This is a genomic window from Algoriphagus marinus (assembly GCF_001936475.1).
Lineage (GTDB): Bacteria > Bacteroidota > Bacteroidia > Cytophagales > Cyclobacteriaceae > Algoriphagus > Algoriphagus marinus.
In genome coordinates, this window is sequence record NZ_MSPQ01000006.1 from 183,765 (window position 1) to 198,865 (window position 15,101).

The following is a 15,101-nucleotide window of genomic DNA, read 5'->3' on the forward strand; positions in this document are numbered from 1 at the left end:
TTTTGGTTCTTGGTTCTCGTCATTGCGAGGAAATCAACGAGTTTATCTTTTTATACTAACCTTTCCATTTCCGAAGCAATCTATTCCCGCAGACAGATTGCTTCGAGTTAGTTTGATTTATCTGAAAGAAACCAAAGTTCAAAACTCTCGCAATGACGAATAACGGAAGTCCGATATCGGTCATCCAACAACCGTTATCTGACATCAAGCATTATTCATCCTTCAACGTCTTTACTGGATTCGTATTTGTCACTCGAAAAGCCTGACCAGAGACAATCAATGCCGTAAATAGGATTCCTCCAAAAACAAGAAGTAAGAAGCTAAGCCAAGATGGCCATACCCGAACAGCAAACTGCTGAATCCAACTTTGCATTACATACAGGCTCAATGGCAAAGCAATCAAAACTCCTATGAATGTAATTATCAGGAACTCCTTATTAAACATCCAGCTGATACTCCAACTCGACGCCCCAAGCACCTTCCGAATTCCAATCTCTTTGGTGCGACCAGCAATTGACAAGGCCACCATGGCAAACAAACCCATTGATGCAATTAGGATAGCGATCGATGCAGCGATAAATACCATTTTCCCTAATCTCTCGTCAGCCTGATATTGAGCCTGAATCGTCTCATCCATAAACTCAAAATTGAAGGCCTCCCCTGGGAAAATTTTACTCCACTCCTCTTCTAAAAGAACCTTGAAGGATTCAAGATCTGCTCCGTTTGATCTTACCAAGACTTTTGGATTGGTGCTGGAACGAATATTCAAATTGCTAATTCCACTAAATACTGGCATTGGGGCTTTGGCTATCAAAACTGACTCAATCGGTTGATACAAGGAAGCGTGGTGAAAATCTTTCACCACACCCACGATTTCATGTGGTGCAAAACGAGTTCCTGGAATCATCTCAGCAGTAGGATCCTCCCATTCGAATGCATTAGCAAAAGTCTCATTTACGATAAAAGCACTGCTATCCGAACCCGCATCTATACTCAATTTCCTACCTTCAAGAAGCTCAAGACCCATGGTTTCAAAATAGTCTCCTGCCACAAAATTGACCCGGAAATTAAATTGACTGCCATCCTCCTTCGGAAATGCAACCTCCCAATAGGCATCATCACCATAAGTAGCCACAGTGATCGCTGCTGAGGCCACCTCAGATCTTCTAACCAAAGCCTGCCTATACATATCTGCTTTTTTAAAGCTTTCATGAAGCGAGGTGACAAAACTGGTAGAAGGAACATCTGGAACCTCTACAATAATGACTTCATCTTTGATAAAGCCCAAGTCATAAGAAGTGATGGCATTCATCTGATTGACCATAATCAAGGTGCTCGCAACCAGTACAAAGGAGATAAAAAACTGGAAAGCTACCAGACCTTTGCGAAGCCCCTGCTTACCAAAATGAATAGATAAATTCCCCTTCAAAACCTTTATCGGTCGCAATCCGGAAAGGAAAAATGCAGGATAAGCCCCGGCAATCCCCGTAATGACTACTACCAAAGCAAAAAGAATCAGTAATTGGAGAGGACCATAAACCAAATCGAGTTCTTTTTGGAAAAGATCATTGAATGTGGGCAGCAAAAGCTCGGCAAGCAATACACCGATAACGGTCGAAATCAGGGTAATGAGCATAGCTTCCATCAAGAATTGTAAAGTTAGTTGACCAAAGTTGGCACCCATTGTTTTTCTTACTCCCACTTCTTTGGCTCTACTCGTAGCCCTGCCGATTGCCATTGTGGTGAAATTGATGCATGCAATAAGCAAAACAAGTGAGGCAATTCCTGCCAAAATCCAGAGCAAAGATTCATTAGTGGTCTCTAAGCCTCCATTACCCGCACCTTGTGAAAAATGCATTTCAGAAATAGGGTGAAGCGTGAAATAAAATTCTCCTTCTACAAAATCATCGCCTAGGGCCTTTTTCATTACCGAATTCATGGATTCATGAATAGAAGTTACTTGATCAGGACTTCCTAATTTGGCAATGTTTGATCCCCAAACACTAAACCATGAAGTCCTACCTTCATCGTCGGAGAAAAAATCCATGTTTTCTACCGGCATCAGCATTTCAAATTGAAGTGTTGAATTTGCAGGTATATTCTTAAATAGCCCGGTGACCTGATAATCAATAAATTCATCCGCCATTTTCATTCGGATGGATTTCCCAATTGGATTGGCATCGCCAAAATATTTTTCAGAAGTCTCTTCTGTAATTACAACCTGATACTTATCTCGAAGCTGAGTAGTTCGATCGCCTTGCAAGAGCTCAAAATCAAAAATTTCTAAAAAATCAGGGTTAACCATCCGAAAGGACTGGCTCTGGGTACTTTCATCTGGAAGCATGGCTTGAACTCCCCCACTGATATATTGTGTAATTGCCTCAATTTGAGGGAATTCTTGACGAAATGTGGATTCCACAATCATGGGAGAACTAAAACTCTCCTGTATTTCACCTTCTACTAGTTCATGACTTTTGATCCTAAATATCCGATCACTTTCCTGGTGAAAATTGTCAAAACTCATTTCAAACTGTACAAAAAAGAAAATCAAAATACTGACTCCCAAACCCAGTGAAAGTCCAATCAAATTGATAGCTGTATGAAGTTTGTTCTTCAAGAGGTTTCTAACAGCGATTTTGAAATAGTTTTTAAGCATATCTAGTGTAGTTATTCTTACTAATTATTCCTCTAGTAAATTATCTTTTCGGTATTTTCATCTTTCTCCCTTCAGCCTTCAGACCTTCGTCACTATTCACTTTTAAGCGTCTTTGCAGGATTCACCAATGCTGCCTTGATCGCTTGCGAACTCACAGTCAATAAGGCAATGATTAAAGTCAAGCCACCTGTCCAAATAAAAACAGTCCATTTCAAATCTGTTCTATAAGCAAAAGTATTGAGCCAATCACTCATGAAATACCAAGTCACGGGAATGCCTATCACCACTGATATGAGCACCAATCGGGTAAATTCTGTAGAAATCAATCCTACCAAACTTGCCACGGTAGCTCCCATGACTTTGCGAACCGAGATTTCCTTTTTTCGCCGCTCTGCGATGAAAGTTGCTAAGCCAAATAATCCCATACAGGAAATGATCACCGCAATCCCCGTGAAAATCGAGGTTAAAAGCGCAGTTCTCTGTTGTGCCTGAAATTTTTTGGAATGCTGCTCATCCACAAATCTGTACTCAAATGGGGCATCTGGATTAAACTTATTAAAGATAGACTCCATTGAAGCCAAGGCATCTTGCAGATTTTCACCATCAGCAACTCGGATATGAATGAAATTTAAATCTCGTTCCGGTCCGATTACCACAATAGGTTTTACCTCATCAAAAGGAGAAGCCATTATAAAATCCTTTACCACTCCGACTACCGTAAATTCATAATCATCATCTTGGATAATTTGACCAATGGGATCTTCAAAGCCCATTATTTTGGCAGTTGTCTCATTTATAATGACCGAAAGACTGTCGCTTGTATAGGAATAAATATCAATATCTCTTCCAGCAATCAATTCTAGCCCAGCAGTCTCTACTAGACCCGCATCCGTCCCCATCCGATTAATGCTCGGCTTGAAGTCAGGATCCTTACCCTGCCACTTCATTTCATTAGTATCACTGTATACTTCTGTCAAAGGAGAAAAAGTATAGCTCACTGAGCTAATTGCAGGTAAAGCAAGTAATTCATTTCTTAATGCTGCTTTGTTATTTCTTATGTTTTGGGTCACAGGGTGAAAAATCAGGTTATCCTTGTTCAGTCCCAGATCGCGATCTTGAACGAAATTCATCTGATCACGCACGATCCATACGCTAGAAATCAAAATAACTACTACTGCAAACTGAAATACTACCAAAACTTCTCTTGGTCTTACACCAAAACCACGTCTACTATCCATTTTGGTTTTCAAAGCAATGGCTGGTCGATAAGCACTCATCAAAAATGCTGGATAGCTTCCAGCCAAAACTCCAATTACTAGTACATAAACAATCGAGGCTCCCCAAAAGAAGGGCTGAGTAAATGGATTGGCGAGATCTTGCCCGATAAGGTCTCTGAACCACGGAAATACCAATGAAACGAGCAATATGGCAAAGAGATAAGCGGAAATTGCGATCAGGGTAGATTCTGCTAGAAACTGCCCAATCAGCATTCCTTTGCCCGCTCCTGAGATTTTACGGATCCCCACTTCCTTAGAGCGTCGATCACTTTGGGCGGTGCTAAGATTTACAAAATTGATTCCGGCAATGAATAATACCAAAGCCGACACGATCCCAAACATCCGGATCAATTCAATTTTGCCACCGACAGATTGACCATTTTCAAATTTGGAATAGAGGTGCAAGTCTTCAAAAGGAAAAAGAAAATCTGAAATATCATCAAAGTCAGAGTTTTTTGCAGTGAAACCATTAAACTTTTCATTGAAGTCAACCAGCGAAGCGTCTTTTGTAAGCATTACAAATGTTCTGTAGGCGTTATTTCCCCAGAAATCATCTGACCAACCCATTTGATCAAGTTTTTTGAACGAGAAAAAAGCGGTAAAAGGGAAGTTGGTATTCTCAGGCAAATCTTTGATTATCGCCTTCACTTCCAAATCCATTTGCTTCTCCACGGTAACAGATTTTCCAATAGGGGATTCATCTCCAAAAAGTTTTTTCGCGACAGATTCTGTAAGCACTAGTGCATCTGGCTCTTCCATTGCCTGGACAGGATCGCCTTCTAAGGCTTCAAAACTGAACATTTTAAAAAATCCTGGCTCAGTAAATGTAGATTCTTCATAGAAACTATTCTCTCCAACTGTCAATAATTGTGGATCCCATTCTGTTATTCGAGCCACTTCTTCGACTTCAGGAAACTGATTTTTTAATGCTGGCGCATAAGGTGCCGGAGTATAATCCCAGGTAAAGGTTTCTCCCTGCATTTCAGCATTTCTCCAAACTGCAAACACCCGGTCCGAATTTTCATGAAATCGATCGACTGAAAGCTCAAACTGCACCCAAATCAAAATCAGAATTGAGGCAGCAATACCGATTCCTAAACCAACGATATTGATAAAAGCGTAGCCCTTACTTCGTTGAATATTTCTCCAGGCGATTTTAAAGTAGTTTTTTAGCATTGGTTAAAGGGTTGTCTTGGTTCGTTACTTCATAATTCATCATTCGACATTCATAATTCGATATTTCTCAATTTTAGCTTGGCTTTTAAACCCAGTTTGATGCTATCAAAAATCTCTTCCTTCGTAAATCGCACTTCTCTAATTTTAAATCCTATTCGCTCTTAATCGACTCCACCGGATTTGCATTGGCAGATTTCCAAGACTGAATCGACACCGTCAGCCAGGCGATCAGCATGGAGAAAGCGGCTGTTCCCAAGAAAAACCAAGGAGAAATACTGACTTTATTGGCAAATTGACTCAACCACTCTTCCATCAAATAATATCCCAATGGAAGAGAAATGAGCATGGCCACTCCGACAGGAATCAAGAATTCCAACGATAGCTTTTGAATAATCCCGAAAACAGAAGCTCCCAAAACTTTTCGGATACCGATTTCTTTCCGCTTACTCTCCGCTGTGAAAATGGAAAGTCCCAACAAGCCTAAACAGGAAATAAATAGCGTCAGGAATGCAAATGAACCCAAGATATTTCCAATCCGAGCTTCTTGCTCATATTGCAGCGCAATGGTGGTGTCTACAAAACTAAAATCAAAAGGAACTCCTGGTATTAATTCCTTCCATTTAGACTTGAGAACTTCAAGTTCTGCCGATCCAAAACCCTCTTCTACTCTTAAAAGTAAATAAGCACTTGCATCGAATGCCGAATTTTGAGAAGGAAAAAAGACTGTGGGGACAATTTCGTCTTTGAGATTCTGTGTATGGTAATCGGCTACCACTCCCACGACATTTCCCCGGTAATCTGAGAAAAGCTGGCCATTCTCTTCAGTATAGACTCTAACACCCATTCCAAGCGCTTGCTTAGGATTTTTTTTCATCCACTTCGCAGCTGATTCGTTGATCACTATTCCTAAGTCATCCATCGCAGCAAACTGCTCCCGCATCATTCGCTTGGCGCCTTGATCTGAAAATTCCTCACTGAAGGCTCTTCCAGAAATCTGCTGAATGCCTAGATTTTCAAAAAAACCTGCATCCACGTATTGAAGGTGAACATCAGCCTCTTCACCCTCTTTCATATCCGTATAGGAAAATGAAGGTGCCCACCCTACTTCAACACCGGGAATACTGCCAACAGCATTGATGGATAGGACTCCTGGAAGATTTTGAAGTTCATTTTTCAAAACCTGTATATTTCCTTTGGCTTGATTATTTAATGAAACAGTCATCAACCCTTTGTAATCAAAGCCCATATCTTCATTTTTCAAAAAACTATGTTGGAAATAAGCTACTCCACCACAGAAAACGAGTAAAGCGGAAAGTACAAACTGAAATACTACCAAAGACTTTCTCAAGGTCGATTTCCCTTTTGCCCCACCTGATTGTTTTAGAATCATCTCTGGCTTCAGACCTGAAAGGTAAAATGCCGGAAAAATCCCCGCCAACAGGGAAGAACTCACCCAAATAGCCAGGATAAATGAAGCAATTGCAGGATCAGAACTGATCTCAAAAGGAATTTGCACCCCAATCAAAGTACTTGTCAAGGGTAAAATCAAATACACTAAGCCCAAACCTACCAGCATTGCAATCGCATTAATCAAGAATGATTCCGTGAGAAACTGTCTGATCAGCTGTCCACGCTGGGCGCCATTGACTTTTCGAATCCCGATTTCCTTCATTCGCTTGATCGCTCGTGCTGTAGCCAAATTGATAAAATTGATACAGGCTAAAAGCAAAACAAATAAGCCAATGGACCCAAAAATATAAAGTGTCTGTCTCGACATGACAGGAGTCCATTCCCGATCATATCCAGCAGTGAGATGGATATCAGTTACCGGTTGGAGGTAATGTTGATAGCTTTTGGCTTCCTCTGGATTTCGATAGTTTCCATTGACTTCTTGAATTCGCTTACTGAGCTGTCCAGCATCTGCCAAAGGGGTGGTTTTGACATAGGTATAGCCTTGAGGCCACCAAAAACTACCAAAATCCGCATCCAGAGGGAAATAATTTTGAGATTTGAAAGAAGACATCCCGGTAATGAAATCAAATTTCATGTGCGTATTAGAAGGCAGATTTTCCAAAACTGCCTTAATCTCATAGCCCCTTCCATCTGATGTCAGGAGTGACTTCCCTACGGCTGGTTCATTCCCAAAATACTTTTTTGCCTTTTCTTCAGTAATAACGAGCTGGTTTGGGTTTTCGAAAACTCCATCCCATGATCCCTCGATAAGTTTAAATCCAAATACTTTTTCAAATCCTGCATCTGCAAAATAAAAATAGTCCTCTTTAAAACTCTCATCCGGTGCTATCCCATCCGGGGAAGTGAAGTAGACATTACTTGGCACCATCATGACCACCTCAGTCATTTCATCCTGAAATTCCTTGCGAAGCATGGGCGAGATGGCTCCACCTGTCCATGCCCATTGGCCAGAGTTATTTACATCTTGAACTACGCGATAGATTTGTCCACTTTCCTGATGAAACTGATCATAAGATTGCTCTTGCTTTACAAAAGCAAGCAAAATAAGGCAAGAAGCCAGGCCAATGGATAGGCCTAAAATATTGATCACAGAAAACGACTTCTGACGAAGTAAATTTCTCCAAGCGATTTTAAAGTAGTTTTTGAGCATATGGATCGCCTTTGCGAAGTTTAATTTCCCTTTATTTTTTATGTTCCCTTCCTTTGAATCCGAAGCAATTTCTTTCTGCTGAAAGATTGCTTCGACCCCATTGAATTATGATTTAAGAAAAGGTCTCGCTCCCGACAGCTGTACAGGAGACATTTACATTTCCACTTCTGTGCCATCAAAAAATAGCCTAAACACGCTAAAAATGGCTTTTTCAAAAATAAAGAATACCCCTCTCGAACAAAATCGTCCGCTCACGGGCAAAAGTAAAAAGTGTTATTCCCTCTTTACTTTTCATTGAAAAAGCCGAGAGGAACAAGACTGTCACTCCCGGCTTAAAGATCTTTTTTTTGATTTAGACTCTTTCATTAAAATTAACGAATCGATGATTCTTAATTTATTGGAAATTGCTCCGGTTACTCACTTTTCAAACTATTCACCGGGTTGGCCTGCGCAGCCTGATAAGCAATGATTCCAACAATAAAGGCGGTGAAAATGAATGTAGTCAGGCCAATGGATGCAAAGACGAATTGGTTGATATCAATCCGGTAGGCAAAATTTGAAAGCCAGGAGTTTGCAGCATAGAATGCAATTGGCCAAGCAATTAGCAAAGCAATCCCAACTAAAACCAGATATTCTTTGGTAGAAGATTGAATAATCGAAAACACGGATGCACCAAGTACTTTTCGGATTCCTATTTCCTTTTTCCGGGCCATTGTTAAGAAAATTGTGATCCCGATAATTCCCAAGGCCGCCAAAATCACCGCGATGATATTGAAATAAAGCAATAAATCTGCGGTTTGCCGATCCTGAGCATAGAGTTGAGCTACATTTTCGCTTAAATATTCCAGATCCAATGGAAAAGGCTCATTTAATTCATTGTAAATCGAATTCACTGCGGCTAATACTTCAGCAGCATTTTCAGGATAATAGGAAACGATACTTCTTCCATCCATTTCCAGATTTTCTGAAAGGGTCAAAAAATAAGGGGTTACTTTTTCATGCAATGAAAAAAGATTGATGTCTTCGAAAATACCCCCAATGGTAAATGGAAATCCTACCTGCCCGGTTTCTTCATTGGTATACTCCGGTTCGGTGATGACCTGCGTGCCGATCAAATCTTCTGCACGCACACCTTTTGCATTGGCAAATTTTTCTGCTGCAGTTCGGTTGATCAAAGTCGTCCGAGCACTTGGCGTTCCTGTCAATGTTGTTTTTAGCTCATATGCTTTTAAGCCTTCAAAATCCAAATACAATTGATTGGAATCATCAAAAACAGTTTCCAATCCTTCTAATTTATAGGTGCCTTGATTAAAGGTTTGGAGACCAAAAGAACTACCAGTGCCTACAGCTATTACTCCGGGGATTTGACGAAGTTTTTGTCGGAAAACGCCTTGATTTTCGGGTGAGGTATAGGCATATAAAATACCCTCCTTTTTGTACCCAATGTCTTTCCCTTCTACAAACTCCAGTTGCTGAGAAATCAAAAGCGAAACTGAACTAATCGCAATCAGAATCACGAACTGACTAATCACCAGATATTTTCGAATTGGAAACTGTTGAAAATTGGACTGCTTGAGATCTTCTTTGAATAAACTTACTGCCCCTCTCATACCCAGATAGATCGCAGGAGACAGACTCGCCAAAATTCCAATCATGACAGCCAGAATCAATAAAGTGACCAAAGTCATCGGTTCAGCAATCAGGTTATTGGAAATGTCAGTGCCCATTAGGCTATTGAACTGAGGAATCACTAAAGAAATCAAAAGCCCTACAAAAGGAATCGCAATTAAAGACAGTAAAACACCTTCTATTAAAAACTGCGTGGTAATCATGGAATTTTGGGCTCCCATGGCCTTGCGGACACCGATGGTTTTACTCTCTTTTGATTTGATCGCCAAAGTCAGGTTGGCGTAATTAAATAGTGTGATGATTAAAATGAATCCAGCAAAGAAGGAAATCATTGTAATGTAATTCTTGTTTCCGGGGGTTTTGGTTTCGTATAAAATATTGGAATTCAAGTGAATACTTTCAATCGGCTGAAGAAAGTGTTGGGAATACAATTCATCGGCGGCCAAACGAGGATTGAAAGTCGCAATAGTCGCATTTAATTGATTCTGAACTTCTTCGATACTACTATTCGGATTGGTTTGCAGGTAAATTCTACTTCCCCAATAATCGATTCGATCCTTACTAAGAGCTACAGAAAAATCAAAATGAGAATTTACCGGAACATCCTCTATGATCGCCGCCAATTCATAATCTTCTCCTCCTATTTGAATCGAACTATTGATTAATCCTGTTTGAGAAAAATAATCGGAGCCAAAAAGTTTTTCTGCTACTGAAGCCGTTAGAAGAGCTTTTCTTGATCCTTCAGAAAAATTATTCAAAGAACCCAAGACAGGTTTCCAGGAAAACATCTTCACAAAGCCTTCCGGTGTATTGGTGCTTAGAATCCCATCATTCTGAATCTGGCTCTCGCCGGATCGGATAAACTCAGTATAGGGGGATGTGATAAACTGGGTAACTTCTTCTATTCCCGGTGAGGATTTAAATGTTTGAGCTTGCCGTTCTTGCTCTTCTGCAGTTCCATCAGACCAATTTGGAAATCCAATGACGCTGTAATCCTGGGTTCTATATGTTCTTGCCAATCGATAAATCCGATCCGAGTTTTCATGAAAACCATCATAGCTGTTTTCGAAGTTGATGTAAGATATTCCTACATAGGCCACAAATAAACCAGCAACCAAACTCAACAAGTTTAGGAAAGTAAATCTTCGATTTCTTAGGTATCCCCGAAAAGCTATTTTTAAGTAGTTTTTTAACATGTCGAGCAAGTTGAAAATTTAAAATACCAGAATTTTTCCGGTCCTTTTATCAAGAAAAGATTTAACGCCATTGAGAGTATTAGATAATATAATAAATAGTTTTATCTGGTAGCTGCACATTCCTGAAACAAAAACTCGGAATGACGTCATCTTATTTGAAATGATATCTATTAAGATTCCACTTCTATGCCATCAAAAAATGGTCTGAATCCACTAAAAATGGCATTCGAAAAAATTAATCTTTTTGCCCTCGAACAAAATCGTCCGTCAACGGGCGAAAAATAAAAAAAAAGATCTTATTCTTAAATAGATCTCGTCCACTTCAAAAGTTGAAATTAAAGACTTAACCTCCTCATCACCAATTCGTCAATTTTTTCAAAAAGCTGTTTTGGGTGTCTGGTTCTCCAGGCAATATCATTCAACTTCCCTCCCATGACAAGGTATTGATCAATGCCATATTTACACATTTCTGACAACACATGATCACGCAAGTTTAAGACTGCAATCCATCCCTCCTCCAATTCATCTTGCCATTCATCGTAATAATCATCAGAATCCAAATCAGCGTGAAAGTTGAGCAAATTTTCACAGATCAAGATGTACTTATTGATCCCTTCTGCGATCATCAATTCAATCACCCCACGCTTCAGGGTCATGATGTCATTGTTCAAAAGGTCATTCCATTCTCCAAAAAGTTCGATTATGGCAAAACCATCATCGTAATCTGCAAAAACAACTTTTAGAAAAAGTGTTTCACTTCCGAAATTATCCCATTGAGGATGTATCAAAAAATTATAAATCTGATCTGTGAAGTGAACCTCACTATTCTCGTAACCAAAAAATGGGGACTGAGGGTCTTCTGAAGCTATATATAGGTTCCGCCAGTTATAGTATGGTTCGATAGTATGCATGCAAGGTTAACCATATTTCCATGGGTTTGGTTGCACTCAGCAATTAGGGTTTCGATTGTGGGATGGTCGGTTATCAGTTGTCGGTTGTCAGTTTGACCTTGCCTGATTTTGGTTGTCAATTATCGTCCCGATAGCTATCCGGAGTTGGTTCCTGGTTTTTGATTCTTGATTCTTACTACTTGATACTAGTCACTTGATACTTAGTACTCATTACCTGACTCTTGATTCTTGGTTCTCGGATCTTGGCTTTGCCGATTTTCAGCTTTCTCACTTCAATTTTCTGAATTAAATCTGAAATCTTATATCTTATATCCTCTCACTCGCTCTTCAAGCTTTCCACTGGATTCATCATTGCAGATCGAATCGATTGAAAACTCACAGTAATCATCGCAATCATCAAAGCCACAAGGCCAGTCACTGCAAAGTACCACCATTTCAGTTCGATTTTGAAGGCGAAATTCTCCAGCCAGGCATTGGATAAGTATAGACTAAGAGGAATAGAAATTAGAATCGCAAGCAAAACTGTCTTGCCAAAATCCTTCGAAAGCAAAGTAACTATACTCCAATCAGTTGCCCCCATTGTCTTGCGAATACCAATTTCCTTTGTTCGCTGTTCTGTCATAAAAGCAGTAAGACCATACAAACCAAGACAAGCTATAAATATTGCCAACAAGGCAAAACCTATGATGATGTTTGCCACACGCTCTTCCTTCTCATAATTCCGCTGAAAATCCTGATCCAAAAATGAATAGATAAATGGATCAGCTATATTGGTTTTATCCCAGATTGACTCTGCACTGGCTAGCACTTCGTTTGTATTAGCTCCTGCAAAATTAGCGATCAGGTAACCGCCTCTATTTTCCTTGATAAATGCATAGGGATTAATCTTGGTATGAAGACTTTGGTAGTTAAAATCCTTTACCACTCCTACGATTTCAAGAGTGTTTAACTCTCCTCTCCAATCGAAGTGAACCTTTCTTCCTACGGCATCATCCAGTTCATATCCCAAGGATTTTAAAGCTGACTCATTCAAAATTATCATTGGATATTCAAAGGTATACTCTTTGGTAAAAGATCTTCCTTCCAGTATTTGAAATCCAAGCGTCTCTATAAAATCATCGCCAACAAAAGCATTGGTGATATTGACTACATCGTCAACTGTTTTACCATCTGCATAATACATCATGCTCTCAATGCTCTCAATACCGGGATAAGTCGTTGCCAAGGTTACCGATTTTACACTTGAATTTTGCATTAAACCCGCTTTGAGCACATCATACTTTGAAACAGCATCCTCGCTCTTGAGCGGTAAGATCAATTGCTGTTCTTTATTGAAGCCTAGGTCTTGACTTTGGACAAAGTCCAACTGATTCTTGATCACAAAAACCATTAAGATCAGACAAGCTGAAATAGCAAACTGGAAAACAACGAGCACCTGACGAAGTGAAAAACCCGACAATTTCCCTTTGAATTTTCCTTTCAAAACAGAACTTGGTGTGAAAGCCGAGAGGAAAAAAGCAGGATAGGTTCCGGCGAGCAAACCAGCTACAATAGCCAGCAAGAAGATCGCAATTAAAGGGAATGATCGTTGGTATAAATCGAGCTCTTTGCCTGTCAAGTCATTGAAATAAGGCATCAAAAACGAAGCGAGAAGAAAAGCTATAATCAATCCAATCAGGGAAATGATTATAGATTCTCCCAAAAACTGTCCAACCAATCCCCCTTTTTTCGCGCCTAAAAGTTTCCGAATCCCCACTTCTTTTGATCGTTTTTCGGATCGGGCCGTGGCCAAATTCATAAAGTTGATACAAGCGATCAAAAGGATAAATCCTGCCACCAACCCAAACACATACAGAGTCGTCATATTACCAGTAACCCCTAGTTCATATTCTATATTGGAGTGTAAATAAATATCTTGCAAAGGTTGCAAGAACAGACTTTTCTCGACTCCCATAGCCTTCAAATCAGCTGCTCCATGCTTGTCAAAAAAAGCAGGAAGTTTGGCTTCAAAAACGTTGGGTTCTGTATTTGGCTTTAGCTTCACATAGGTGTAGAAGATATTGTTGGCAGCCCAACTCGTCATGCGCTTGACACCATTTCCAATGTCGTTATTTTCCATCGACAGGAAATAATTCGCATCGATATGGGATTGCCGGTTGCGATCTTCGAATACTCCCGTAATGGTATAATCGAAGTCTCCAAAAGGCAGACCGATAGTTATTGACTGATTCAAAGGATCGGTTTCTCCAAAAAACTTTTCGGCAAGCGAAGCAGATAGAATAACTGAATTAGGAGCTTGCAAAGCATTGGAGAGAATTCCTCTTACAAATTCATATTCTATAACATCAAAAAAGGTAGAATCCACATAGTACCCTTTGGTCTCATAAAATTGCTTGACTTCCCCATTGCTTTCACTTTTCAGAAGCATTTGGTCTAGTTCCGGGAACTTCATGATTCTTGTAGAATTCTCGACTTCCTCAAAATCATTTTTCAATCCTTCTGCCAGTGGGCCAGGACTTCCTGCCCATTTAGTATCAGGAGTTTCCAAGGCTACACGATAAATTCGATCTCCATCTTTAATGCTTTGATCGAACGACAATTCATCAAAAATAAATAGTCCGATCAGCAAACAAGCCGCCAAGCCTACAGCCATCCCCAACACATTGATCACTGTAAGCGACTTATGCTTTTTGAGGTTTCTTAGGGAAATTTTAATGTTATTTTTCAACATTTTAATAGAATTTGAAAATTGAAAGATTGAATATACTCGTCCTAGCGAAGGGCATCAGGATTGGATATGCCACAAGAGTCATCTTGCCCTGAAGCAATCTTTACACGCCCCTACTTCCACACCTCCTACTTCCCACTTCCAACCTCCAACTTCAATCCCATATTTATGCCATCCCAAAACCCTCAAAGCAGCATCCTCGGGCAAGAAAAGCGAAAAGTAATAAAATCAATCGGACAATTTTGTTCGCCAGTGGGCAATAAGGACTGAGGATCCCAGAACTTCGAAGGTTGTTTTTTAGGATTTGGCAGTTAGTTTTTTTTTGTTCTGCCTTTAAGATTTCTGATTTTAGCTTTCTGACTTCAAACTAATTTTCCCCGCTCGCCATAATTCACCTGTGTAACTAAATCTAACTAAGTATTTTGAGAAGCTTTTTGGAGGAGATCGAAGGTATTTTTTTTGTGGGACAAAAAGAATGAAAGGTACATCTACTTGTCCGATTTGGGCATATAGAAGCACAAAAGGTATAGCAATAAACAAGTTAGCAACAATGCCCTTTCTTAACCCGACAAATACTCCAAGACAACAAAATAGTGTTCGAAAAATCTCACTAATTAAGTTTCACCCCGAGGACAACTAATCATTTCTTTATACAACATGGACTTGAAAAATGAAAGATAGAATTGGGACTGGACTCGGCTGACGAGCAAAGACTCGTCTAAAAAATCCCCACCGCACGGCAACCTAAAATAATTCTCGCCAATGCCATTGGAACTTGCCATTGCCGCTTATGCTACCGCGACACCAGAGCAATGCCAAGAGCCAGACCAACCCCATAGCAAATCAATCTTTTGAATATTACCACTCAGGCAGTTAACTTTATAACAGAAATACAAATAATAAAA

6 protein-coding genes are annotated in these 15,101 nt (G+C 39.9%); all 6 read right to left on the reverse strand.

Annotated elements, in window-relative coordinates; translation table 11 throughout:
- Positions 1 to 211: 211 nt before the first annotated feature.
- The 6 genes from BVC88_RS11290 to BVC88_RS11315 all read right to left on the reverse strand — a co-directional run bounded on the left by BVC88_RS11290 (position 212) and on the right by BVC88_RS11315 (position 14,199).
- Positions 212 to 2,656, reverse strand: coding sequence for an FtsX-like permease family protein (locus BVC88_RS11290; protein WP_075350791.1), 2,445 nt, complete (start codon positions 2,654 to 2,656; stop codon positions 212 to 214).
- A gap of 92 nt (positions 2,657 to 2,748) precedes the next feature.
- A complete protein-coding gene (locus BVC88_RS11295; protein ID WP_075350792.1) occupies positions 2,749 to 5,109 on the reverse strand; it encodes an ABC transporter permease in 2,361 nt (786 codons plus the stop codon).
- A 151-nt stretch (positions 5,110 to 5,260) separates the two neighbouring features.
- Positions 5,261 to 7,732, reverse strand: coding sequence for an ABC transporter permease (locus tag BVC88_RS11300; RefSeq protein ID WP_075350793.1), 2,472 nt, complete (start codon positions 7,730 to 7,732; stop codon positions 5,261 to 5,263).
- 413 nt (positions 7,733 to 8,145) lie between these two features.
- Positions 8,146 to 10,557, reverse strand: a complete 2,412-nt coding sequence (locus BVC88_RS11305; RefSeq protein WP_075350794.1) for an ABC transporter permease — start codon at positions 10,555 to 10,557, stop codon at positions 8,146 to 8,148.
- 335 nt (positions 10,558 to 10,892) lie between these two features.
- A complete protein-coding gene (locus BVC88_RS11310) occupies positions 10,893 to 11,468 on the reverse strand; it encodes a hypothetical protein (RefSeq protein WP_075350795.1) in 576 nt (191 codons plus the stop codon).
- A gap of 316 nt (positions 11,469 to 11,784) precedes the next feature.
- Complete coding sequence (locus tag BVC88_RS11315) at positions 11,785 to 14,199, reverse strand: ABC transporter permease (RefSeq protein WP_075350796.1); 2,415 nt, start codon at positions 14,197 to 14,199, stop codon at positions 11,785 to 11,787.
- Between the last annotated feature and the right edge of the window lie 902 nt (positions 14,200 to 15,101).